The organism is Comamonas sp. A23, from assembly GCF_004522605.1.
GTDB classification, from domain to species: domain Bacteria; phylum Pseudomonadota; class Gammaproteobacteria; order Burkholderiales; family Burkholderiaceae_C; genus Comamonas; species Comamonas thiooxydans.
Map to the genome: position 1 here is coordinate 14,151 of NZ_RSDT01000009.1, position 23,365 is coordinate 37,515.

Annotated in this window: 19 protein-coding genes; 14 read left to right on the forward strand and 5 right to left on the reverse strand. The window is 61.7% G+C overall.

Going from position 1 to position 23,365, the window contains the following annotated elements; all coding sequences use genetic code 11:
* Positions 1 to 96: 96 nt before the first annotated feature.
* The 6 genes from EIC84_RS18595 (at position 97) to proX (EIC84_RS18620) (ending at position 7,485) form a co-directional block, all read left to right on the forward strand.
* The gene (locus tag EIC84_RS18595; RefSeq protein WP_003061080.1) at positions 97 to 735 is read left to right on the forward strand and encodes a YqhA family protein; all 639 of its coding nucleotides are present in this window, start codon (positions 97 to 99) and stop codon (positions 733 to 735) included.
* 719 nt (positions 736 to 1,454) lie between these two features.
* A complete protein-coding gene (gene proV, locus EIC84_RS18600; RefSeq protein WP_003061078.1) occupies positions 1,455 to 2,750 on the forward strand; it encodes a glycine betaine/L-proline ABC transporter ATP-binding protein ProV in 1,296 nt (431 codons plus the stop codon).
* A gap of 15 nt (positions 2,751 to 2,765) precedes the next feature.
* The gene (gene proW / locus EIC84_RS18605; RefSeq protein ID WP_003061076.1) at positions 2,766 to 4,010 is read left to right on the forward strand and encodes a glycine betaine/L-proline ABC transporter permease ProW; all 1,245 of its coding nucleotides are present in this window, start codon (positions 2,766 to 2,768) and stop codon (positions 4,008 to 4,010) included.
* 20 nt (positions 4,011 to 4,030) lie between these two features.
* Complete coding sequence (gene proX, locus EIC84_RS18610) at positions 4,031 to 5,086, forward strand: glycine betaine/L-proline ABC transporter substrate-binding protein ProX (protein WP_003061074.1); 1,056 nt, start codon at positions 4,031 to 4,033, stop codon at positions 5,084 to 5,086.
* 174 nt (positions 5,087 to 5,260) lie between these two features.
* On the forward strand, positions 5,261 to 6,331 hold the full coding sequence (gene proX / locus EIC84_RS18615) for a glycine betaine/L-proline ABC transporter substrate-binding protein ProX (RefSeq protein WP_003061072.1): 1,071 nt from the start codon (positions 5,261 to 5,263) through the stop codon (positions 6,329 to 6,331).
* 107 nt (positions 6,332 to 6,438) lie between these two features.
* On the forward strand, positions 6,439 to 7,485 hold the full coding sequence (gene proX / locus EIC84_RS18620) for a glycine betaine/L-proline ABC transporter substrate-binding protein ProX (RefSeq protein WP_003061070.1): 1,047 nt from the start codon (positions 6,439 to 6,441) through the stop codon (positions 7,483 to 7,485).
* Between the two features lie 76 nt (positions 7,486 to 7,561).
* Here the strand turns inward: proX (EIC84_RS18620) and EIC84_RS18625 are convergent, their stop codons facing one another.
* Positions 7,562 to 8,074 carry a hypothetical protein gene (locus EIC84_RS18625; protein WP_003061068.1) on the reverse strand — a complete coding sequence of 171 codons (513 nt, stop codon included), beginning with the start codon at positions 8,072 to 8,074 and terminating at the stop codon, positions 7,562 to 7,564.
* A 124-nt stretch (positions 8,075 to 8,198) separates the two neighbouring features.
* On the opposite strand from EIC84_RS18625, the gene EIC84_RS18630 reads away from it, so the two are divergent.
* On the forward strand, positions 8,199 to 8,897 hold the full coding sequence (locus EIC84_RS18630) for a DUF3334 family protein (RefSeq protein ID WP_003061066.1): 699 nt from the start codon (positions 8,199 to 8,201) through the stop codon (positions 8,895 to 8,897).
* A gap of 60 nt (positions 8,898 to 8,957) precedes the next feature.
* Here EIC84_RS18630 and EIC84_RS18635 read toward each other — a convergent pair whose 3' ends face one another.
* A complete protein-coding gene (locus tag EIC84_RS18635) occupies positions 8,958 to 11,027 on the reverse strand; it encodes a PQQ-dependent dehydrogenase, methanol/ethanol family (protein ID WP_003061065.1) in 2,070 nt (689 codons plus the stop codon).
* 301 nt (positions 11,028 to 11,328) lie between these two features.
* Here EIC84_RS18635 and EIC84_RS18640 point away from each other — a divergent pair, with 301 nt between their 5' ends.
* Genes EIC84_RS18640 through EIC84_RS18650 form a run of 3 tightly spaced genes read left to right on the forward strand, consistent with a single transcriptional unit; the run spans position 11,329 to position 13,704 of the window.
* Entirely contained in the window at positions 11,329 to 11,811 is a 483-nt protein-coding gene (locus EIC84_RS18640) for a MarR family winged helix-turn-helix transcriptional regulator (RefSeq protein ID WP_003061063.1), read from the forward strand.
* A 52-nt stretch (positions 11,812 to 11,863) separates the two neighbouring features.
* Positions 11,864 to 13,072: a multidrug effflux MFS transporter gene (locus tag EIC84_RS18645; RefSeq protein WP_003061061.1), complete on the forward strand. Its 1,209-nt coding sequence runs from the start codon at positions 11,864 to 11,866 to the stop codon at positions 13,070 to 13,072.
* Positions 13,073 to 13,125: 53 nt separating this feature from the next.
* Positions 13,126 to 13,704 (forward strand): SMI1/KNR4 family protein, encoded by a 579-nt coding sequence (locus EIC84_RS18650; protein ID WP_003061059.1) that lies wholly within the window; start codon positions 13,126 to 13,128, stop codon positions 13,702 to 13,704.
* On the opposite strand, the gene EIC84_RS18655 is transcribed toward EIC84_RS18650, so the two are convergent.
* The 3 genes from EIC84_RS18655 to fumC form a co-directional block, all read right to left on the reverse strand.
* Positions 13,659 to 15,326 carry a SulP family inorganic anion transporter gene (locus EIC84_RS18655; protein ID WP_003061058.1) on the reverse strand — a complete coding sequence of 556 codons (1,668 nt, stop codon included), beginning with the start codon at positions 15,324 to 15,326 and terminating at the stop codon, positions 13,659 to 13,661. The genes EIC84_RS18650 and EIC84_RS18655 overlap by 46 nt on opposite strands.
* Entirely contained in the window at positions 15,323 to 15,967 is a 645-nt protein-coding gene (locus EIC84_RS18660; RefSeq protein ID WP_003061056.1) for a ParB-like protein, read from the reverse strand. Before EIC84_RS18660 ends, EIC84_RS18655 begins: the two co-directional genes overlap by 4 nt.
* 95 nt (positions 15,968 to 16,062) lie before the next feature.
* Positions 16,063 to 17,454 (reverse strand): class II fumarate hydratase, encoded by a 1,392-nt coding sequence (gene fumC / locus EIC84_RS18665; protein WP_003061054.1) that lies wholly within the window; start codon positions 17,452 to 17,454, stop codon positions 16,063 to 16,065.
* A gap of 245 nt (positions 17,455 to 17,699) precedes the next feature.
* Between fumC and EIC84_RS18670 the strand changes: the two genes are divergently transcribed.
* The 4 genes from EIC84_RS18670 (at position 17,700) to EIC84_RS18685 (ending at position 23,246) form a co-directional block, all read left to right on the forward strand.
* Positions 17,700 to 19,886, forward strand: coding sequence for a bifunctional diguanylate cyclase/phosphodiesterase (locus EIC84_RS18670; RefSeq protein ID WP_237704378.1), 2,187 nt, complete (start codon positions 17,700 to 17,702; stop codon positions 19,884 to 19,886).
* A 135-nt stretch (positions 19,887 to 20,021) separates the two neighbouring features.
* Positions 20,022 to 21,575: a fumarate hydratase gene (locus EIC84_RS18675; RefSeq protein ID WP_003061052.1), complete on the forward strand. Its 1,554-nt coding sequence runs from the start codon at positions 20,022 to 20,024 to the stop codon at positions 21,573 to 21,575.
* A gap of 158 nt (positions 21,576 to 21,733) precedes the next feature.
* On the forward strand, positions 21,734 to 22,234 hold the full coding sequence (locus EIC84_RS18680; protein WP_003061051.1) for a GNAT family N-acetyltransferase: 501 nt from the start codon (positions 21,734 to 21,736) through the stop codon (positions 22,232 to 22,234).
* A gap of 292 nt (positions 22,235 to 22,526) precedes the next feature.
* Complete coding sequence (locus tag EIC84_RS18685) at positions 22,527 to 23,246, forward strand: hypothetical protein (protein ID WP_003061050.1); 720 nt, start codon at positions 22,527 to 22,529, stop codon at positions 23,244 to 23,246.
* The last annotated feature ends 119 nt before the right edge of the window (positions 23,247 to 23,365 follow it).

Genomic DNA, 23,365 nt, shown 5'->3' on the forward strand with positions numbered 1-23,365 from the left:
AGGCAGTCCGGGACGCGGCCCCAGCAAAACCAGTCTTACAAGGTGGCGGCATCCCGTTGCCCACCCATCGCATCCAGTCCGCCCCGAGCACACATCATGAGCCGCATCCCTTCCGACGAAGCAGGCAACTCCACCCACCAGACGCCGCATGGCGGCTACCAGCCCTCTGGCGCATTGCGCCCCCTGCCCTCGCTGATCTTTGCCAGCCGCTGGCTGCAGCTGCCGCTGTACCTGGGTCTGATTGCCGCCCAGGGTGTCTATGTCTGGCACTTTCTGCTGGAGCTATGGCATCTGGTGGAGGCTGTCTTCGGCAATCAGGAAGCCTTGCATGCCCTGATCACCAATATTGGCTACAAAAGCGATGTACAGATCACCCACCTGAACGAAACCATCATCATGCTGGTGGTACTGGCCCTGATCGATGTGGTCATGATCTCCAACCTGCTGATCATGGTCATCGTGGGTGGCTACGAAACCTTTGTGAGCCGCATGGGCCTGGAATCCCACCCCGACCAGCCCGAGTGGCTGAGCCATGTGAATGCCTCGGTACTCAAGGTCAAACTGGCGCTGTCCATCATCGGCATCAGCTCCATCCACCTGCTCAAGAGCTTTATCAACGCCGGCAGCTATGAAGTGCAGGTACTGATGTGGCAGACCATCATCCATGTGGTCTTCCTGCTCAGCGCCCTGGCCATTGCCCTGACCGACAAGCTCACCCAAAGCGCTCACCACTGAAGCAGCCCCCTCCCCCAAAAAAGCCCCGCATGGTTGTCCATGAAGGGGCTTTTTTCATGCCCCTGACAGCGGCAAAACGCGCCAAAAGCTGACAACCGGCAAAAAAAAGCCATCGATAGGCTGCCACGCCTTATCTATCAAGCACTTGCGTCTCCTGTTTTTGCGTATGCAAATGTTTCAATGGCGCTATTTCCGGCGGATGCAGGCGGCAAAGCTTACAGCTCGATTTGACGCATAAAACCCAATTCGATATATTAAAAAGTCATTTACAACCTGCCGTGCAGGTCGTCACCGCATTGTTGAGATGCGGTTGACTCACTTCCCGGCGGATCGTTGTGTCAATTCATGAGCGCTTGCCGCTCTTTGGCGCAGCCCCGTCAACCGGGCCGAAACACGGCCCTGATGTAGGGGGCTCTCCCCGGCCGATATTGCCGGGGTTGGCCTGACAAGAAGCCGTGCAGATGCGTGCCAGTCGGTACCCGCTCTGCCAGCCAGCTGCTTCTTCCAATTTGCCAGCTCTTGCGCACACCTGACTGTGCCATCCGGGCTGAAAACTCGGCGCCATCGCTGCGCCATCTGCATTGCGCAGTCCTGTCCACAAGGCCGGGCTGAGCTGCGGCATCAGGGCTTTTATTTTGGCTTGTGCGCCAGCGCCCACCGGCATCGCCGGCTGTGGGCGCTGGACTGTGTTCCATCTCATCAAAAAGGAGAACGCCACAGTGGCCAAGCAAATCGCTATCGATCATGTCTTCAAGGTCTTCGGCAACGATCCGAAAACCGCGCTCAGCCTTGTGAAACAGGGCCGGAGCAAGCAGGAGATCCTCGCCCAGACCGGGCAATCCATCGGCGTGTTCGACGCCGACTTCACCATCGAAGCCGGTGAAATCTTTGTAGTCATGGGCCTGTCGGGCTCGGGCAAGTCCACCCTGGTGCGCATGCTCAATCGCCTGATCGAGCCCACCAGCGGCCGCATCCTGGTCGACGGCCAGGACATCAATGCGCTCAATGACAAGGAACTGCGCGCGCTGCGCCGCAAGGACATCTCCATGGTGTTCCAGTCCTTTGCCCTCATGCCCCACCTCACGGTGCTGGACAACACGGCCTTTGGTCTGGAGCTGGCCGGCGTGGACCGCGCCACGCGCCAGCAGCAGGCTCAGGATGCCCTGGAGCAGGTGGGTCTGGGTGCCTGGGGCGCCAGCTACCCGGACGAGCTCTCCGGCGGCATGCAGCAGCGCGTGGGCCTGGCCCGCGCGCTGGCCTCCGACCCGTCCATTTTGCTGATGGACGAGGCCTTCTCGGCACTGGACCCCATCATCCGCACCGAGATGCAGTCCGAACTGTTGCGTCTGCAGGAAATCAAGCGCCGCACCATCGTCTTCATCTCTCACGATCTGGACGAAGCCATGCGCATTGGCGACCGCATCGCCATCATGAAAGACGGCATGGTGCAGCAGGTCGGCACGCCCGACGAGATTCTGCGCAACCCGGCCAACGATTATGTGCGCACCTTCATTCAGGGCGTGGATGCGGCAGCCGTGTTCAAGGCCGCCGACATCGCCCGTCAGGCGCTGACCGTGATTTCCGAACACAGCGACCGTGGCTGCCGCGCCGCGCTTCGCCTGCTGGAGGACTCCGACCGCGATTACGCCTATGTGCTCAATGCCCGCAAACGCTTTCTGGGCGTGGTTTCGTCGCAGTCGCTGCGCGATGCGCTGCACGGCCACGAGGGAATGCTGGGCCTCAAGCACGCCTTCATCTCCGATGTGCAGCCTATAGCCAGCAGCACGCCGGTGGCCGAGCTGTTCGGCACCGTAGCCACTCCTGCCTACCCGCTGCCTGTGGTGGATGAAGAGGGCAAATACCTGGGCGTTATCAGTCGCACCACCATGCTCAAGTTCCTGGATCGCGCCACCCCGCCGGTGCCGCCACCCCAGAAGGAAATTCCGCCCATCAAGCTGGACCAGCACTTCCAGCCCAAGTCCAACACGCAAGCTGCCCAGCACGCAGCGCAATAAAAGAAGGGAGCCGATTTGAACGACAACGCACTGAACAACCCCAACACAGAAACCACCAGCACGGCTTTTGACGACCCGTGGGCCGCAGCCTCTGCGCCCGCCACCGAGCCGGCCAGCGCCAATGTCACTAGCTCGGCGGCAGATGCCGATCCCTGGGCTGCCTCCTATGCCGATGCGGATGCCGGCTCAAGCACCGATGCCTGGAGCAGCGGCGATGCTGCCAGCCAGGCCAGCAGCACCGACTGGCTCAGCACTCCCTCGCCCACCGATGTGCCCGAGCATGACGGCGGCATAGGCCAGCTCTGGCACCAGATCACCACCGAAGGCCTGCCCGTGCAGGACTCGATCAACAACGGCCTCACCTGGGTGGTTGATCATTTCCGCCCCTTCTTCCAGGCTGTTCGTACCCCCATCGACGCCACGCTCAACGGTGTGACCGATGTGCTGCAGACCATCCCCATGCCCGCACTGGTGCTGCTGATTGCCCTGCTGGCCTGGCAGTTTGCAGGCCGCAAGCTAGCCATTGGCTCGGCAGTTTCGCTGCTGATTGTTGCCCTGCTGGGCATCTGGTCCGAAGCCATGGTCACGCTGGCCCTGGTGCTGACCTCGCTGTTCTTCTGCATCGTGATCGGCCTGCCCGTCGGCATCTTGCTGGCCAGCAGCGACCGTGCCCAGCGCTGGACGCGCCCACTATTGGACGCCATGCAGACCACACCGGCCTTCGTGTATCTGGTGCCGGTGGTCATGCTGTTCGGCATTGGCAATGTGCCCGGAGTGATCGTGACGATTGTGTTTGCCCTGCCGCCGCTGATCCGCCTGACCAACCTGGGCATTCGCCAGGTACGCCCCGACCTGATCGAGGCAAGCCGTGCCTACGGTGCATCGCCCGCCCAGTTGCTGTGGAAAGTCCAGCTGCCGCTGGCCATGCCCTCCATCATGGCCGGTATCAACCAGGCGCTGATGCTGTCCCTGTCCATGGTGGTGATTGCTTCCATGATCGCCGTCGGCGGTCTGGGCCAGATGGTGCTGCGCGGCATCGGCCGTCTGGACATGGGTCTGGCCACCGTCGGCGGCCTGGGCATCGTGCTGCTGGCCATCGTGCTGGACCGCATCACCCAGGCCATGGGCGAGCCCAAGCGCGGCAGTGCCCGCTGGTGGGCCACCGGCCCAGCTGGTCTGGCCGTGCGTCTGCTGGGCAACAAGCGCTCGGCACCGGCTCCCAAGCCCGGCAGCGAAGCCACCAAGCCAGCAACGATCTGAATCAAGAACAAGGAGAACGCATGAATACAGCCACCAACACTGCCAGCATCCGCCATGGCCTGGGCCACTGGCTGCTTGCCAGCACAGCCGCAGCCTCCATGGCCCTGTCCATGGTGAGCACCGCTGCTTTCGCTGCCGACGAGCTTCCTGGCAAGGGCGTCAAGGTCCAGCCGCTCAAGAGCTCGATTGCCGAAGAAGCCTTCCAGACCCAGCTCGTCATGAAGGCCCTGGAAAAGCTGGGCTACGAGGTCCAGCCCATGAAGGAAGTGGAATACCCCACGGCCCATATTGCACTGGCCAACGGCGATGCCACCTTCATGGCCAATCACTGGAACCCGCTGCACGCCGACTACTACAAGAATGCGGGCGGCGACGCCAAGCTCTACCGCAAGGGCGTGTTCTCGGCCAATGCAGCTCAAGGCTATCTGATCGACAAGAAGACGGCCGATGCACACAAGATCACGAATCTGGGCCAGCTCAAGAACCCCGAAATTGCCAAGCTGTTCGACACCGACGGTGACGGCAAGGCCGACCTGACAGGCTGCACGCCCGGCTGGGGCTGCGAGGCCATGATCGAGCACCAGCTCGGCGCCTACAAGCTGCGCGATACGGTCACCCACAAGCAGGGCACCTATTCGGCGCTGATGGCCGACACCATCACACGCTACAAGGCCGGCAAGCCCATCCTCTACTACACCTGGACGCCCTACTGGGTGAGCAATGTGCTCAAGCCCGGCAAGGATGTGGTCTGGCTGCAGGTTCCGTTCTCCGCACTGCCCGGCGAGCAGTCCGGCACGGACACCAAGCTGGCCAACGGCAAGAACTACGGCTTCATTGCCAACAACCAGCAAATCGTGGCCAACAAGGCCTGGGCAGAGCAGAACCCTGCGGCAGCCAAGCTGTTTGAAATCATCAAGCTGCCCGTGGGCGACATCAACGCCCAGAACTACATGATGAGCCAGGGCCAGAACAAGGCCTCCGACATCGAGCGTCACACCGACGGCTGGATCAAGGCCCATCAGAAGACTTTCGACGGCTGGATCAGCCAGGCGCTGGCGGCTGCCAAGAAGTCCTGATCACAATCCCCGAATCACGGCGACCGCTACGGCGGCCGCCGTTTTTTTATCACCGGGCCGCCCCAAGATAAAACGCCCCTCCTGGAGGGGCAGCGAACCACACGCAGTGGGGAGCGTGGGGTGTCATTTGCAATCGGGCCGCAGGCCCACCCAAGCCAAGGAGAGACAAGAACAATGAGCAAGTCTGTGCAGACCCCGACCCCAAACCGACGCGCCAGGCGCCAGCTGCTGCTGGGCACGGCCGGAGCCGCAGCGCTGAGTCTGGGTCAGTCACCAAGCTGGGCAGCCGGCCAGAATGTGTCTGGCGATGCGCTTCCGGGCCAAGGCATCACCGTGTTGCCCGTCAAGAGCGCTCTGGCCGAGGAGAACTTCCAGACGCTGCTGGTGATGAAGGCGCTGCAGCAACTGGGCTACACCGTCAAGCCCTGGGAAGAGCTGGACTACCCGCTGATCCACGTGGCCGTGGCCAATGGCGATGCCAGTTTCATGGCCAACCACTGGAACCCGCACCACGCCGAGTTCTATCAGCAGGCCGGCGGCGACGCCAAGCTCTCGCGCAAGGGCGTGTATGCAGCCGGTGCGGCCCAGGGCTACATGATCGACAAGAAGACAGCCGACAAACACAAGATCACCCATCTCGACCAGCTCAAGGACCCCGGACTGGCGGCCCTGTTCGATATCGACGGCGACGGCAAGGCCAATCTGATCGGTCCCAACGCCGGCTGGGGTGGCGAGGCCGTGGTGGCCCACCAGATCAAGGCTTTCGGTCTGGAAAACACCGTCAGCTACACCCAGGGCAACTATCCGGCGCTGATTGCCGACACGCTGGCGCGCTTCAAGGCCGGCAAGCCTGTGCTGTATTACGCGTGGACGCCCTACTGGCTCAGCAATGTGCTGCGCCCCGGCCAGGAAGTGGTGTGGCTGCAGGTGTCGCGCTCTTCCATGCCCGGGGTGCAGGCCGGCACCGACACCAAGCTGCCCAATGGCCGCAACTACGGCTTTCCGCTCAACAACGAGTACATCGTGGCCAACAAGCTCTGGGTCGAGCAGAACCCGGCCGCCGGCAAGCTGTTCGAGATCATGCAGATTCCCATCAACGACATCAGCCGCCAGAACCAGCTGCTGCGCGAAGGGGAAAGCAAGCCCGCCGATATCCACCGCCATGTGGACGCTTGGATCAAGGCCCACCAGCAGACTTTTGACGCCTGGATTGCCCAGGCCAAGGCCGCAGCCCTGAAATCCTGATTCGCCAACGGCGCACCGGACCTGATCCGGGCGCCGTTTCCTTCATCAACCCTTTCGCTTTTTTCATGCCGATTTCGGGGTAGGCACCCAGCATCCAAGGAGTATTCATGCACAGCAACAAGCCCGCACATTCCCCTCTCCCAACCCTGCAGCCCCGATACCGCGATCTGGTTGCCATCGCCTTGCTGAGCTTTGGCGCCGCTGCCGCGCAAGCGCAAACAAACGCTGACGAGCTGCCCGGCAAAGGCGTCTCGGTGCAGCCACTCAAGGGCACGGTGGATGAGGAAATGTTCCAGACCCTGCTGGTTTCGCGTGCTCTGGAGAAGCTGGGCTACCGGGTACAACCCGTCAAGAGCCTGGAAAACGGCACCCAGCATGTGGCAGTGGCCCAGGGCGATGCCACCTTTACCGCCACTCACTGGATGCCGCTGCACCGCGCCTTCTATGAGAACAATGGCGCAGACAGGGCCTTCTATCGCGCCGGCACTTACTCGCGCAATGCGGTGCAAGGCTATCTGATCGACAAGGCCACGGCCGAGAAGTACAAAATCACCAGCATCACGCAGCTCAAGGACCCCAAGCTGGCAGCGCTGTTCGACACCGATGGCGACGGCAAGGCCGATCTGACGGGCTGCAACCCGGGCTGGGGCTGCGAGCTGGCCATCAACAAGCATCTCAAGGGACTGGATCTGGAGTCCAGCATCACCCACAGGCAAGGCAACTACCAGGCCTTGATTGCCGACACCATCACCCGCTACAAAAGCGGAAAGCCCATTCTCTACTACGTCTGGACCCCGTTCTGGGTGAACACCGTGCTGCGCCCGGGCAAGGAGGTCAGCTGGCTGGAGGTACCCAATGTCCCCGGTGCCCAGGGCGAAGACCAGACCCAGTTGCCCAATGGCAAGAACTACGGCTTCAAGCTCAATCAGCAGTACATCCTGGCCAACAAGGCCTGGGCCGAGAAGAATCCGGCGGCAGCCAAGCTGTTTGCCGTGATGCAGCTATCTATCGAGGACATCAACGCCCAGAACATGCGCATGCGCCAGGGCGAGAGCAGCTCGGCCGACGTCAGCCGCCATGTGGACGGCTGGATCAAGGCCCATCAACAGACTTTTGACGGCTGGCTGGAACAGGCGCGCGCTGCTGCCAGATAAGGATCAAAAACGGCTACAGCGCTTTATGACAAAGCACTGGCAGCTATCAAAAGTGCTTTCGGCAGCGGGCCGCTGCCTACCAGTTGGCCTTGGCATTGCGGCAGGCCGCCTGGCTGGACAGGGCGACAAAGCGCTCCACCCGCAGCGCCAACATCTTGCGCCCCTGTCGAGCCAGCACCGGATCGGCCACGGCTCGCTCTACCACCCTGCCCTGCACTTCAGCCAGCATGGCGACAGTGGCGCTGCTGCGCGTGTTCAGATAGGCCTGCTCCAGCAGCACGCTGTCGCCCTCGGGCAGAACGCTGATGATCTGGCCGGATTCGCACTCCTGAAAGCGGGCCGTCTCGCCATCCAGGCTGTACAGACCCTGCCAGCGCCCGCTTTCCTCGCTAGGCTTGAGGCCTGCGGCGGCAGGGCCGGCCTGCCTGACCTCGGTCTGGGCCTGGGCCTGCTTCTTGCCCGTCAGACCGGTCCAGGTCTTGTCCCAGGTCTGGGAAACCTTGTCCGTCATGCCGGACAAGCTCGAACAGGCGGTCAAACCCGTCACCACAATGACACTGGCCGCCAGGCGCCACAGCTTGCTCTGCATGAATACCTCTGATTTTCCAAAAGCAGGCACGTTAACAGACAGCGGCAGCCTTCAATTGCTGCAGATATCTCTATGCAACAAAGTGTTGCATACATAATCAGCGATCTCTTGAACCAATGCAGCCATGAGCCAACCCACCGCCCCCATCGTCCACGGCACCGAAGATGTGCTGATTGCCCTGTGCAACTCCGTCTCGCGCGTGCTGCAGGTGGCCACCCAGTGCCCGATCCAGTACTCGGGCATGGTGCAACGCATCACCAAGACCAGTCTCAAACCCGATATCGGCTGCTTTGTGCTGATCGATGGCGGCTTTTCTGCGCTCATCATCATCAACTTCTCGGCCGATGCGGCCATGGAACTCTACCGCAGCTATCTGCTGTCCATGGGCATGGCCGAGAGCGATCTGGCCAGTTCCTATACCTCGGACGATGTGAGCAACGTCATGGGCGAACTGATGAACCAGGTCGTTGGCGACTTCACCAGCAAGGTGCAGCGCGAGCTGCAGACCCATATCGCGCAAAGCCAGCCCAAGATGATCCGCCTGAACAAGCAGGTCAATCTGAGCGTGGATGCCAATCTGGATGCCCCGGAAGCGCGCCGCGTGACCTTCTACACAGGCAACAACAACATCTTCTATCTGGAGATGGCGGTGGATCACATGGAGTTCATCAAGATCAAGGACTTCGAGGCCCAGGAAAAACCGGACCCTGATCTTGTCATGGCCCAGGCCCGTGAAGCCCAATCTGGACAAGCACCTGCCGCTATCAATACTGCTGTAGCCTCCAGCGACACCGACGACCTGCTCAAGTCGCTGGGCCTCTAAGGCAAGAGCGACGGCCCGGGAGCTCGCGTTTGCACGTGATCGGTCCTGCGTCGGCGGCGCTTACCTGCCTTTTTCTGCCGGCAGGCCCGGTCTTACCGCATCGGCCATTGCGAGAATAAAGGCGCGTAGCTTTTGCACATCGTCGTCGCTGAGCTTGCCCGCAAAATCGGGCATGCCACGCGAGGTGGCCGGGCCGTTGATGATGAAGCTGCCCAGATTGTCAATCATGGCCGCAGGCAGATAGGTCAGGCTGGGCAGGGCTCCGCCCTTGCTGATGCCAGGATAGCCGTGACAGGCAATGCAGTTGCTGTTGTAGAGTGCGGCACCGGCCGGCACCAGTTGCTGGTCGTACTTGAGCCCACCGATCAGGGCATTCATCTGATAGGCCACCCGTTCCGGCATCGGGGCCTTGCCTCCCAACACAAAGGTATAGACCGTGCCGGGGCTCTTGAAGTCGGCCACGCGGTCACCCAGGCCAAAAGCACCACCCCAGCCCACTGCAATCGAGACATATTGCCGGCCGTCCAGTTCATAGCTCACCGGTGCCGCAATCACGCCGCTGCCCATGGGAGCCGCCCAGAGCTTTTTGCCGCTTCTGGCGTGATAGGCCACCAGCCGCGCGTCGGCCGTTCCCTGAAAGACCAGATCGCCGGCCGTCGCCAGCGTTCCGCCATTCCAGGGCGAGACATGCTTTTGATGCCAGGCTTCCTTTTGCCGCACCGGGTCCCAGGCGATCAAGCGACCAAAGGGCAGGCTGCTGGGCTCCAGCATCACGCGCCCCGTATTCCAGCCGGTATTGCTCATGAGCTGGCCCGGCGTATTGCTGTTGAAGCCGGTCCAGTTCGGATCGTCAGCCATGGCCGTGGGAATATGCTGGGCCGGAATATAGGCCAGCCCTGTCTGCGGGCTATAGGCCATGGAATGCCAGTTATGCGCCCCCAGAGGGCCGGGAATGATCTCGGCCTTGCTGGCTCTGCGCACGGCCTCCTCCATGATGGGACGGCCGTTGCCGTCATAGCCCCTGGCCCAGTTCACGGGCACAAAGTTCCTCGCAGAGATGAATTTTCCGCTCTGGCGGTCGATCACAAAAAAGTAGCCGTTCTTGGGCGCATGCAGCAATACCTTGCGCAGCTTGCCGTCAATTCTGATGTCAGCCTGCACGATATCCTGGGCAGAAGTGAAGTCCCAGTTATCGCCCGGCGTTTCCTGGTAGTGCCATTTGTAGGCACCCGTGTCCGGGTCCAGCGCCACGATGGAGCCCAGATAGAGGTTGTCTCCCCCCGCAGGACTGCGCTTGCGGTGCGCCCAGGGTGAACCATTGCCCACGCCGATATACATCTGATCGAGTTCTGGGTCGAACACCAGCGAGTTCCAGACCGTTCCGCCACCGCCGCTCTCCCAATACCTGCCTGCCGGGTCCCAGGTTTTGGCCGCCTCCTCCAGCGCCTTGCTCTCATAAGCCCGAGCCGGATCGCCTGGCACGGTATAAAAGCGCCAAACCTGCTTGCCGGTCTCGGCGTCATAGGCCGTCACATAACCGCGAGCACCATATTCGGCGCCGCCATTGCCGATATAGACCTTGCCCTTGAACACTCGCGGAGCGCCCGTGATGGTGTATGAAAAATTCTTGTTGTCTATGGTGTCCGTGGACCAGACCTGCTGGCCCGTGGCAGCGTCCAGCGCAATCAGCCGCCCGTCGAAGGCAGCCACAAACACCTTGCCCTTGTAGACGGCCACACCGCGGTTGACCACATCGCAGCAGCCCTTGTAGGCCATCTCGCGCGGCACCTGTGGGTCGTAGGTCCATAGCGCCTTGCCCGTGCGCGCATCCACCGCATGCACCACGCTCCAGGGGGCGGAAACATACATCACGCCGTTCACCACGATGGGGGTGGCTTCCACGCCGCGCGACGAATCGAGCTTGTACGACCAGGCCAGGCCCAGTTGGTCCACATTGCCACTGTGGATCTGCTTGAGCGGGCTGAAGCGATTTTCCTGATAGTTCAGCCCATGGCTGGGCCAGTCCTTGCCGGTCCTGGCATTGGCTTCGATATGGGCGTCATCCACATGCTGCCCAGCCAGCGCCGGCATGGACAGCCAGCCCAGCAATCCTGCAACGGCCAGGCTCATCAAACGCCGGTTTGGCCGGTGGTGGGATCGAATGCATGCAGGGCTTTGCATAGGGTCTGTCTCCTGTGGTGATTTGTCGTTTTGCCGCAGCGCTCCCGTCAGCAATCAGGAAATTGTTGAACAAGCAGGAGCAGCTCGCAGCACAGGCAAATCCGCACTCCGTTTGGACGATGCGTCGCACGCCTGACAAGGTGCCATGTCCGACGACAGCAGGTCACAGCATCCTTGCCTAAAACCCTGTTAACAAGATAAATACTGTTTGCGCAATAATTTGAATACCAACTATTTGAATGCATTCGGAATGTCCAGCACCGCCTCACTGTCCAGTCGTCAGCGCCAGCTCATGTTCGTCATGGCGCAGGTCAACAAGCAATGGCGCCGCACGCTGGACAAGGTCCTGGCACCCCTGGGTCTGACGCAGGCGCTGTGGCTGCCCCTGGTCCACCTGGAGCGCAGTGCGGGTGCCATGCGGCAAAAGGACCTTGCTCTGGCGCTGGCGTTGGACAGCTCTTCCATCGTGCGACTGATTGACGGCCTTCAGGCCCAAGGCTGGGTGGAGCGCATCGACGATGCCGATCGGCGCGTCAAGCGCATACAGCTCACGGCGGCCGGACTGCTTCAGGTCGAGACCGTCAAGACCATCGTGGCGGATGTCCGCAGCGAAGTCATGCAGGAGCTGCCCCCCGATCTGCTGGACGCCACACTGGATGCACTGGAAACCATGCTGGAAAAGATGGCTGCGCTGGAAGCAAGCGCCAGCGAGGGCTCCCAGCCCGAAAGCTGAACTAGCGCCGCACGCAACAGAACCCTCACAGCCAGTTCCGGATTTCACTTGTATGCAAAGTCCCGTCACCCCTGTACGCAAAGCGCCGCTCTGGCTGCTGGTCATGGTCACCATTGCCGGCACCATGGCCATGCATATGTTCATCCCGGCTCTGCCCGATGCTGCTCGCCACTTCGGCGCCAGCAGCGGACAGATGCAGCAGACCATCACCGTCTACATCCTCGGCCTGGCACTGGGCCAGCTGATCTATGGCCCCATGTCGGATGCACTGGGTCGCCGCCCTCTGTTGCTGGTCGGACTGTGTCTCTACACCGTCGCCAGCCTTGCGGCCTTTCTGGCCCCCAGCGCGAATATGCTGATTGGCGCGCGCCTGATTCAGGCTCTGGGCGGCTGTGCCGGCCTGGCACTGGGCCGCGCCATTGCCCGCGACACTGCGACACCGGAAACCGCCGTGGGCAGTCTGGCCTTGCTCAATCTCATGATGATGATTGGCCCGGGCATCGCCCCCTCCATAGGCTCGGGGCTGGATGCCCTGTTTGGCTGGCGCATCATTTTCGCGGTGCTGGCGCTCATGGGCGCGCTGACGGCCATCGGAGTCTGGCGCCTGCTTCCTGAGACCGGTCACCCCACCGGCAAACTGAACTGGCGCACCGTGCGCAATGACTATCGAACCTTGCTGGGTTCCCCCCAGTTTCTGGGCTTCGCCATAGGCGGCGGTAGCGCCACCACATCCATGTACGCCTTTATTGCTGCAGCGCCGTTCATCTTCATCGAGCAGTTGCACACCAGCAAGGCGCAGCTTGGAATCTACCTCGGGGTGCTGATGGCCGGCATGGCAGCAGGCAATGCGCTGGCACGCCAGCTCATCAAACGCTGGCCACTGGAGCGGCTGATACTGGGCGGCAATATGTTGAGCCTGGGCTGTGCGGCTGCACTGGTAGTCCTGACGCTGCTGCAGCTGATCAACGTACCCGCTGTCGTGACATTGATGCTGCTGTTTACCTTGGGTTCCGGCATGACCAGCCCCGCCGCACTCTCCAAGGCTCTGGGCGTGCACAGCGATTTGACGGGATCGGCCGCCGGAGTCTATGGCTTCACGCAAATGGCCGTGGGCGGTCTGTGCACGCTGGGAGCCAGCCTGGGTGGCAGCCTGGGTGGCAGCCCGGCGCTATCGGCTTTTACAGTGCTGCTGATTGCCTGCATCGTGGGTCAGCTGGGCTTTCGCAGCGCGCTCAAGATGAAACCGGCCTCTAGCGCTTGATGGAAAATCGTAAACAGCTATATATTCAGTAGCAAACAGATTCAAGGAGCACCATGTCATCCATCGCCCAAAGCTGGCAGCGCATCGGCGCCTGGTATGCCCAGAACACACCCAAAGACACTCTGGTCTTGGCCGATGGCGCCAGCGAGGCAGAAATTGCCGAGCTGGAAGCCGCCCTGGGTCAGCGCCTGCCGGACGATGTGCGTGAGTCACTGGCCCTGCACAACGGCGCGGCCAATGAGGCGTATCTGCTGTACTTTGGCGAGCTGCTGTCCACACAGCGCATGCTGGAGGTCTGGCAGATGTATGCGGACATGCAAAAGAGCGAAGGCTGGGGGCTTGGCCCGGACTACAACCCCGACTATCTGCAAGGCCCCCTGCGCCCCGTGTACTGGGATGCACTGCGTATTCCCCTGACCGACAACTGCGGCGATGGCGCCATGCTGGACCTTGCGCCAGCGGCTGGTGGCCATGCGGGCCAGATCATCGAGTTTGATCACGAGGGAGGCCCCAAGGGCGTGTTTGCACCCAGCTTCTCGGCCTGGCTGGCGCTGCTGGCCGACGAGCTGGAGCAAGGCAAGCATGTCTATATCGAAGACGCAGGCTGTGTGGCACCGCCGGGCACCTGGTGAAAATCGGCGGTCAAGGCCTGCACGGCATCGTCCACGCTCCAGGCTGAATAGCAGTCGGGGTTGAGCCCCGGCATCTGCACGCGCTGCAGCAGCTCGCGCAGACTGTCCTTGACGCGGGCCAGCCGCAGCAGCACCCCGGCTTGCTGCAGCTGACACGCCAGCTCGCCCAGTGCCTCAATGCCGGTGCTGTCGAGATCAGGGCTTTCTTCCAGACTCAGCACCACGGCATGCACATCTGCAGCTTGCGCCACGCGCGCGCGGATATCGCTCATCACAGCCTCGGCATTGCCAAAGAACAGGCTTTCCTCGGGCCGCAGAATCAGCAGACCCGGCACAGGTTGCGCTTCTGGGTGGCGCTGGCGGTCCACAAAATCATGGCTGCCCACCAGCCGCCCTAGCTCGCTGACATGGGACTGGGCCATGCGCTTGAGCAGCATCACAATGCTGACCACCATGGCCAGCAGCAGGCCATCAAGCACACCCAGCACAATCACGGCAGCAAAAGCTGTGAGCGCCACGGCGCGATCACGCTGCCAGATGAAATAAGGCTGCAGCGTGCGCCAGTTGAGCGAATGTGCCACCGCATGAATGACGATGGCGGCCAGCAAGGGCTCAGGGATTCGCTCCATCCAGGGCAGCAACTGCCACACCAGCACGGCCACCACGGCGCAGGCAATCAGGCCTGCGGCCTTGGTCTGCGCGCCAGCCACCTCATTGGCCGAGCTGGCCGAAAACCCTGCACCCACAGGCAGGCCCTGAAACAGGGCCGAGGCCATATTGGCGCCGCCCAGCGCCAGCAGATCGCGGTTGCTGTTCACCCCATCGCCATGGCGCAGCGCCAGCGAGCGGATGGAGCTGTATGACTCGGCATACAGAATCAGGGCCAGCGCCACAGCCAGCTGCCCCACGCGCAGCCAATCGCTCCAGTCCAGCGCAGGCAGGGCCAGATGCGCAGCACCCAGTTGCAGCGAACCCACAGGCGCTATGCCCCAGCTCCTGCAAAAGCCCAGTGCATCGAGCGCAATGCCCGCCGCAATCACCAGCAAAGCACCGGGCACGGCTTTCCACCGCGCCAGAAGCCGCAGCGCCAGCAAGGCCACAAGCAGCATGGTCAGGCCATACCAGTTCCAGCGCGGTAGCAGCGCGATCAAGTCCCAGCTGAAATGCAGAAAGTCGCTGTGCGCGGGATGCACGCCCACAGCCAGTGGCAGTTGCTTGACCACAATGGTCAGCGCCAGACCAATGGCAAAGCCGCGCAGCACGGGCTTGGCAATGAATTGCGAGATGCCGCCCAGCCGCAGCAGGCCCGCCAGCACAAACATCACCCCAGCCACCAGCACCATGGCCACACCCATGAGCGCGCGATGATCGGCCGAGACATGCAGCACCGAGCCCGTGGCCGCCAGCAGCACAGCCGCTGAGGATGAGGTCGACGACACAATCGCAAAGCGGCTGGTACCGAGCAGCCCATAGACCAGCAAGCCCGCAAACAGCGCAATCACCCCGGCCTGAGGCGGCGCACCGGCAATGCCAGAATAGGCCACGGCCTCGGGCAGCAGCAGCCCCGCGATAGACAGGCCCGCAATCCAGTCCGCGCCCGCAAGCATCCAGCGCGCAGTCATAAAGGCTTGTGCAGATTGCTGGTCACGCCTGACCAGCCTGGCAAGAACTGCGCTTTGACGCTACGGGCCAGCGCAACAGCCTCCACGACCGCAGACTCAGGCAAGCCCAAACCACCACTGCTTCGCAAATCCGCCTTGCGAAACAGAGGCCGGTAGAAATCAGCCCAGAGGAACTCGGCATAAGGCGAGGCATCCTTGGCATAACCACCGGCCTTGCGCACCTCCCCCGCCAAGCTGCGATACGGGTCATCCCTAAGCTGGCTCAGTTGCTGGGGGATCTGCGAAAACTCGCAACGCCGCCCCTTCTCGTCATAAGGGTGCGCCCAGTGGTGGAACTCCATGACGCGCCAAAACATCTGCGCGCCCTGTTCGCTCAGATCGGCCAGTTGCATGACCCAGACGGTTTTGACCGCTTCTTGCATCAGCGCCAGTCCCAGATGATGGTGATCCACGATGAAAAACCGGCCCTGAGGACCTTTCACGGCTGGAAACCAGTGACTGAGCAACAGTTTGTCGCGAGCCTTGGATTTCAGCTGAGCCCATTGAGAGCGTTTGAGCAACACTTCGGCAGCCCCCACCGTCATCTGCGTGGGCCGTAGATCCGAAACCGAAACCTGCTCCAGGTGCTGCTGTGCGGGCATGCCGACTCCAGTCATCAACGATGTCGCATTGTGTGCAAACCCTGGACAAAAAGAAAAGAGCCCGGCAGGCGGGCTCTTTTCAGTACGGAAACGGCTTACAGATTGCCGACCATCTGCTCGGGCACGACCCACTGGTCGAACTGCTCGGCCGTCACATGGCCGCTGGCAATGGCCGCGTCTCGCAGGCTGCTGCCCTCCTTGTGCGCCTTCTTGGCAATATAGGCTGCCTTGTCGTAACCGATATGCGTGTTGAGCGCTGTCACCAGCATCAGCGAACGGCCTACCAGTTCGTCAATGCGCGCACGGTTGGGCTCTATGCCCACGGCGCAGTGATCGTTGAAACTGACCATGCCGTCGGCCAGCAGGCGCACGCTTTGCAGGAAGTTGTGCGCCACCATGGGGCGGAACACATTGAGCTCGAAGTTGCCCGAGGCTCCGCCGAAATTGATGGCCACATCGTTGCCGAACACCTGGGCGCAAAGCATGGTCACGGCTTCGGACTGCGTGGGATTGACCTTGCCCGGCATGATGGACGAACCCGGCTCGTTCTCCGGGATCGAGATTTCGCCCAGGCCGCTGCGCGGCCCGGATGCCAGCCAGCGCACGTCGTTGGCGATTTTCATCAGGCTTGCAGCCAGCGTCTTGAGAGCGCCATGTGCATAAACCAAGCCGTCGCAGCTCGCCAGAGACTCGAACTTGTTGGGCGAGGTGACAAACGGGGAGCCTGTCAGTCTGGCCAGTTCCGCCGCCACGCCTTCGGCATAGCCCTTGGGGGCATTCAGCCCCGTACCCACGGCCGTCCCCCCCAGGGCCAGCTCATACAGATGCGGCAATGCAGCCCGCACATGGGCTTCGCCATGGGCCAGCTGGGCCACCCAGCCGGATATTTCCTGACCCAGCGTCAGCGGCGTGGCATCCTGCAAATGCGTGCGACCGATCTTGACGATATCGGCAAAGGCTTCGCTCTTGGCCAGCAGCGTGACACGCAGCTTGGCGATGGCAGGCAGCAACTTGTGCTCGATGGCCGTCACCGCCGCCACATGCATGGCCGTGGGATAGACATCGTTGCTGGACTGGCTTTTATTCACGTCGTCATTCGGGTGCACCAGACGGGCTTCACCGCGCTCGCCGCCCATCAGCTCGCTGGCCCGATTGGCCAGCACCTCGTTGACGTTCATATTGGTCTGGGTGCCGGAACCTGTCTGCCAGACCACCAGGGGGAACTCATCGGGGTGCTTGCCCGCGAGCACCTCATCGGCGGCCGCATTGATGGCTCTGGATTTTTTCTCGTCCAGCAGACCCAGCGCCTGGTTGACGCTGGCGGAGGCCTTTTTGACCTGCGCCAGCGCAGCAATGATTTCACGCGGCTGCTGCTCGCCGCTGATGTCAAAATTCTGCAACGAGCGCTGCGTCTGCGCGCCCCAGAGCTTGTTGGCGGGTACATCGATCAGGCCAAAAGTGTCTTTTTCCTGGCGGGTGACTGTCATGGAATCGCTCCTTGCAATACAACTCGGCGCAGCTGGCTGAAGAAATCTGGCTGCCGTTGGCCGCAAACGGAAGTCGACCCACCGCCAGGCAGGCCACTCCCACAACCGGTCCATGCTAGCTCAGCCCGGCAGGCTGCAAGCACAATCGAGGCAACACCCCTGCGCCGGCAAGGCCAGAAATACATAGTTACATTAAATCAATGTCGGACAAAGAATCCGACCGGCCTTGCTGGCCCGCCACATCAATGTTCACTGATATTTCCCCCCCCATCGCCACCACCGTCATGACATCAAGTTACAGCACGATGATGGTGTGTGTCTCCATCGTCATCGCGGTATTTGCCTCTTTTGTGACGCTGGGTCTGGCCCGTCGCATGCGCATGGCCTCGGGCAGAATCGGACGCATCTGGTGGGCCATCGGCGCCATGGTGATGGGCACGGGGGTCTGGGCCATGCACTTCATCGGCATGCAGGCGTTTGAGCTGCCCATCACCCTGGGTTACAGCGGTGCTCTGACGCTGGCATCCTGGGTCGCGGCAGTCGCGGCATCGGCATTGGCCTTTGGAGTGGCAACCAGGGCCGAATACCGCTGGCCTCATTTTCTGGGCGCCTCGCTGCTCATGGGCGGCGGCATCTGCGCCATGCACTATCTGGGCATGCTTGCCATCGAGATGTCCATCCCGATTGCCTGGGACTGGCCGCTGGTGGCGGCCTCCGCTCTGATCGCAGTACTGGCCTCGGCCACGGCGCTGACTCTGTTTCGCGCGCTGTTTTCGCTCTCCGGCAAGCGGCTATGGCTGTTCCAGACATTGGCGGCACTGGTCATGGGCTTTGCAATCTGTGGCATGCACTACACCGGAATGTCGGCAGCCAGCTTTGCCAGCGGCTCGGTCTGCCTGAGTGCGGAAGCCCTGAGCGGCCCCGAGCTCACCACCATCATCATCATCACCACGGTCATGCTGCTGATTGCGGCGATGTTCAGCACCTTGCTCGATGCGCGCCTGCAAAGCACAGCCTTCAAGCTCAATCAATCGCTGCAGGAAGCCAATGCCAAGCTGCAGCTGGCCAATACCGAGCTGCGCCAGCGCGCCTTTGCCGATCCACTGACCAATCTGCCCAACCGACTGCTGTTCGAAGACCGCCTCATCCATGCCCTGCTGCGCCTGGAGCGCGCCAACCGCTCGCGCACCAAGGAGAGGCTGGGAATCTTGTTTGTGGATCTGGACGGCTTCAAGCCCATCAACGACTCCTTCGGTCATGCAGCAGGCGACCAGATCCTCGTCAGCGCGGCCGAGCGCCTCATGGCGGAAGCCCGCAGCAGCGATACCGTGGCCCGCGTGGGCGGGGATGAGTTCCTGGTGCTGCTGGAGGACACCCAGGACGTGGCCGCCTGCATGGCAGTGGCCAATCGCATTCTCAAGGCGCTTAGTCAGCCCTTTCGCCTAGGCAACAAGGAGCTGCAGATCACCTGCTCCATCGGCATCGTGGCCTTTCCCGACCATGGTGACCGCGACCACCTGATCGCCAACGCAGACGCCGCCATGTACGCAGCCAAACGCAATGGTGGCAACGGTTTTGCAGTGTTCGAGCCGCATATGGGCAGCGATGCATCCGAGCAGCTGGAGCTGCAAAACGACCTGCGCCACGCCATTCAGCGCGGTCAGATGGAGTTGCATTACCAGCCCAAGATCGACAGCGAGCGCGGCAACATCATCGGGGTCGAGGCGCTGCTGCGCTGGGCTCACCCCGAACGCGGCATGATTGCCCCGGACATCTTCATTCCCCTGGCCGAGCGCTTCGGCATCATCAACAGCCTGGGCAACTGGGTGATCGAAGAAGCCTGCCGCCAGCTGGCCCTGTGGCGCGATATGGGACTGCAGATGCGGGTGGCGATCAATCTTTCCGTGCACCAGCTGCGCGAAAGCGGCCTGGCAGATCGCATCACCCAGACGCTGCTGCGCCACGACGTACAGGCCAGCCAGCTGCTCTGCGAGATCACCGAATCCGTGGCCATGGAAGACACCCAGGCCACGCAGCGCGCAATCGAGGAGTTGCGCGACATCGGCATCTTTCTCTCTATCGACGACTTTGGCACCGGCTACTCCAGCCTCAACTATCTGCGTCAGTTGCCCGCGCAGCAGCTGAAGATCGACCGCAGCTTCATCCGCGACCTGGAAACCGAGGAAGATGCCCGCGCCGTGGTCCATGCCGTCGTGCGCCTGGCCCATGCCCTAGGCCTGCGCGTGGTGGCCGAGGGTGTGGAAACTGCGGGTCAGCGGGACATCCTGATCGACATGCAATGCGATGAGCTTCAGGGCTACTTCTACGCGCGCCCCATGCCGGCGGACAGCCTGCTGGCCTGGGCAAGAGGCGATCGCCGAGGTGGTCAGGCCGATTTCTCGGCCTCCATCCTCGGCGCACTGACCGGCTGAACGCCACACAGCGCCCACCAGTCATATATAAGACTGGTGGGTTATGGCTGCAAGAATTGTCGTCTGGACCGATAATCGATGGGTTTACCGTGCGCGCCCCACGCGTACAGATTGCAACCCCCGAGAAGCTTCACGATGACCACCTCCATCCGCCAGCAGGACCTGATCGATTCGATCGCAGGTGCCCTCCAGTACATCAGTTACTACCACACGCCGGATTTCATCCAGCATCTGGCCCGCGCCTATGAACGCGAGCAAAGCCCTGCGGCCAAGGATGCGATGGCACAGATCCTGACCAACTCCAAGATGGCGGCCACCGGCCAGCGCCCCATCTGCCAGGACACCGGCATCGTCAACGTGTTCCTGAAAGTGGGCATGGACGTCAAGTGGGAAGGCTTCACCATGGGGTTGGAAGACGCCATCAATGAAGGCGTACGCCGTGGCTACAACCACCCCGACAACACGCTGCGCGCCTCCGTCGTGGCCGATCCCCAGTTCAAGCGCAAGAACACCAAGGACAACACCCCCGCCGTGATCAATGTGCAGATCGTGCCCGGCGACAAGGTGGACGTGACCGTGGCCGCCAAGGGCGGCGGCTCCGAGAACAAGTCCAAGATGATCATGATGAACCCCAGCGACAACATCGTGGACTGGGTTCTGAAGACCGTCCCCACCATGGGCGCAGGCTGGTGCCCGCCCGGCATGCTGGGTATTGGCATCGGCGGCACGGCTGAAAAGGCCGTCCTGCTGGCCAAGGAAAGCCTGATGGAAGACCTCAATATGTACGAGCTGCAGCAAAAAGCTGCCAGCGGTGCAGAGCTCGATGACGTGGAAAAGCTGCGCCTGGAACTGTTTGAAAAGATCAACGCCCTGGGCATAGGCGCCCAAGGCCTGGGCGGCCTGACCACGGTGCTGGACGTCAAGATCAACATGTACCCCACGCACGCGGCCTCCAAGCCCGTGGCCATGATTCCCAACTGCGCCGCCACGCGCCACGCCCACTTCGTGATGGATGGATCAGGCCCCGTGCACCTGGATGCCCCCTCGCTGGACACCTGGCCCAAGATCGACTGGCACCCCGACTACAACAAGTCCAAGAAGGTCGACCTTAACAATCTGACCAAGGAAGAAGTGGCCAGCTGGAAGCCCGGCGACACACTGCTGCTCAATGGCAAGATGCTGACCGGCCGCGACGCCGCCCACAAGCGCATCCAGGACATGCTGGCCAAGGGCGAGAAACTGCCCGTGGACTTCACCAACCGCGTGATCTACTACGTAGGCCCCGTGGACCCCGTGCGCGACGAAGTGGTTGGCCCTGCAGGTCCCACCACGGCCACCCGCATGGACAAGTTCACCGACATGATGCTGTCGCAGACCGGCCTGATCTCGATGATCGGCAAGTCCGAGCGCGGCCCCGTCGCCATCGAGGCCATCAAGAAGCACAAGTCGGCCTATCTGATGGCCGTGGGCGGCGCCGCCTACCTGGTCTCCAAGGCCATCAAGCAAGCCAAGGTCGTTGGCTTCGAAGACCTGGGCATGGAAGCCATCTATGAATTCGATGTGGTCGACATGCCTGTGACCGTGGCCGTGGATGCCGGCGGCACCAGCGCCCACATCACCGGCCCCGCCATCTGGAAGGAAAAGATTGCGACCGGGGAATTCAAGGGCATTGAAGTGGCCGGTGTGTAATCACCCAGCAGGCCCTGTCTTGAAGAACCGCCTTCGGGCGGTTTTTTCATGCCCGATCGCCTGGACAGCGGCTGCAGCAGGGCCATTGGCCGTTTCCCCGGCTCTTTCTCTGTTTGCGGCATAGTCGAGGCAGAATTTTTGTGAACCCATTCCAAGCCATGCAAATCCGAGCAGAACTCCCCGCCGACGCCCAGGCCATCGAGCAAGTGACGATACAGGCCTTCAAGGACGCACAGCATACCGACCACACCGAGCAATTCATCGTGCGTGAGTTGCGCGCAGCCGGGGCGCTTGCCCTGTCCCTGGTCGCAGAGATTGACGAGCAAATCGTCGGGCATGTCGCCATCTCTCCCGTCACCATCAGTGACGGCAGCCAGCACTGGTTTGGCCTGGGCCCCATCTCCGTCATTCCCCAAAGACAGCGACAGGGTATCGGCAGTGCACTCATGCAGGCAGCCATCAGCGCTCTGCATGCGCAGTCTGCGCGGGGATGCGTGCTGCTTGGCGATCCGGACTACTACCGGCGCTTTGGTTTCCGGACGGTGCCGGGCCTGGTGCTGCCCGGAGTGCCTGCCGAGTACTTTCAGGCCCTGACTTTCGAAGGCCTGCCGCCGCAAGGCGAGGTGAGTTATCACAGGGCCTTCAACGCCCGGGACTGAGCCTGCCGGTTTTGACGGTCTATCGGCTCGGTGGCGAGGCTGCATCAGTTCTCTGCCATTGGCGCAGCACCGATGGCAAAGCCCATGTGCCGGCTAGGCCGGCCTTGGGCATATCGCCGCCATCAGCAAGCAAAGCTTTCGGGCTTTACGGCAACGCGATGCCTCGTCTTTATTGAATTCTTGGTAAATACGAGACACAGATACCAAGCATGCTATTTAAGATATGCGACAGAGTGGGTATTTGTCTGACACCGTCCAGAATGATTTGCATCGCAAGTACAAGGAGTTCAGCATGAGCCATGTCGCAGCAAAGATGGTGACCGGTGCGCTGGTGGCGCTCTCGGGCTTTGCTTCCGCACAGACTCAGCAGCCATCGGCTGCGCCCAAGCCATTGCCTTCCCCTGCGACTCAGGTACTGGTCCCCCAGGGCGTCTATGCGCAGATCGACACCAGACTGGGGCAGGAGGCTCTTCGCTTGCTGTCGCAGGGCACGCCTCAGCAGCAGCAAGCCGTGCTCGAACGCGTACGCGCAGCGCCCGAGCGCTTTCAACCGCCCGTGTTCTATGTGCTGTCGCAAACACTGTTCAAGGCAGGTCTGCGGGACGAGGCTGCCTTCTGGTTCTACGCCGGCCAGCTGCGTGCCCGCTTCGACGCCAATCGCTGCGCCGACGTCACTGCCAGACAAGCGGTCGATGTGATGAATCAGAGCTATGGAGCCCCCATCAACCGCCATCTGTTTCAGGATCTGGACAAGGCTCAGGAGTTGATCGCCAAGGTTGTGGACTGGGATCGCCGTACACCCCACGCCTACGACCCGCACTGGATCAATCTGCACGGCATGCAGGCGGTTCAGGCCTCCCGTGACCCGCAACTGGCCGCCAGGCTGACGATGGAATCGCTGAGCCTGCCAGCCGCACAGTGGCCTACCCTGGCCGAGCAGACGCGCACCAAGTATCTACAGGGCTTTCAGGAAGCCATCAGCCAGCTCAAAGCCGAATCAAAATCCAAGTGAACGATCGCTTCCGGCACGCCGAAATCAAAGTCAAAGGTCTGTATCCCTTATGTAGCAATCGCTTGCGGCTACTCTTTTTTGAATAATCTTCCGGCAAGACTCCACGCAATCTTGATGGC

Excerpts from the sequence above, each read along its gene's own strand:
- EIC84_RS18595 (WP_003061080.1), top strand. The coding sequence starts at position 97 with ATGAGCCGCATCCCTTCCGACGAAGCAGGCAACTCCACCCACCAGACG.
- proX (WP_003061074.1), top strand. The coding sequence starts at position 4,031 with ATGAATACAGCCACCAACACTGCCAGCATCCGCCATGGCCTGGGCCAC.
- proX (WP_003061072.1), top strand. The coding sequence starts at position 5,261 with ATGAGCAAGTCTGTGCAGACCCCGACCCCAAACCGACGCGCCAGGCGC.
- proX (WP_003061070.1), top strand. The coding sequence starts at position 6,439 with ATGCACAGCAACAAGCCCGCACATTCCCCTCTCCCAACCCTGCAGCCC.
- EIC84_RS18625 (WP_003061068.1), bottom strand. The coding sequence starts at position 8,074 with ATGCAGAGCAAGCTGTGGCGCCTGGCGGCCAGTGTCATTGTGGTGACG.
- EIC84_RS18630 (WP_003061066.1), top strand. The coding sequence starts at position 8,199 with ATGAGCCAACCCACCGCCCCCATCGTCCACGGCACCGAAGATGTGCTG.
- EIC84_RS18635 (WP_003061065.1), bottom strand. The coding sequence starts at position 11,027 with ATGAGCCTGGCCGTTGCAGGATTGCTGGGCTGGCTGTCCATGCCGGCG.
- EIC84_RS18640 (WP_003061063.1), top strand. The coding sequence starts at position 11,329 with ATGTCCAGCACCGCCTCACTGTCCAGTCGTCAGCGCCAGCTCATGTTC.
- EIC84_RS18645 (WP_003061061.1), top strand. The coding sequence starts at position 11,864 with ATGCAAAGTCCCGTCACCCCTGTACGCAAAGCGCCGCTCTGGCTGCTG.
- EIC84_RS18650 (WP_003061059.1), top strand. The coding sequence starts at position 13,126 with ATGTCATCCATCGCCCAAAGCTGGCAGCGCATCGGCGCCTGGTATGCC.
- EIC84_RS18655 (WP_003061058.1), bottom strand. The coding sequence starts at position 15,326 with ATGACTGCGCGCTGGATGCTTGCGGGCGCGGACTGGATTGCGGGCCTG.
- EIC84_RS18660 (WP_003061056.1), bottom strand. The coding sequence starts at position 15,967 with ATGCCCGCACAGCAGCACCTGGAGCAGGTTTCGGTTTCGGATCTACGG.
- fumC (WP_003061054.1), bottom strand. The coding sequence starts at position 17,454 with ATGACAGTCACCCGCCAGGAAAAAGACACTTTTGGCCTGATCGATGTA.
- EIC84_RS18670 (WP_237704378.1), top strand. The coding sequence starts at position 17,700 with ATGTTCACTGATATTTCCCCCCCCATCGCCACCACCGTCATGACATCA.
- EIC84_RS18675 (WP_003061052.1), top strand. The coding sequence starts at position 20,022 with ATGACCACCTCCATCCGCCAGCAGGACCTGATCGATTCGATCGCAGGT.
- EIC84_RS18680 (WP_003061051.1), top strand. The coding sequence starts at position 21,734 with ATGCAAATCCGAGCAGAACTCCCCGCCGACGCCCAGGCCATCGAGCAA.
- EIC84_RS18685 (WP_003061050.1), top strand. The coding sequence starts at position 22,527 with ATGAGCCATGTCGCAGCAAAGATGGTGACCGGTGCGCTGGTGGCGCTC.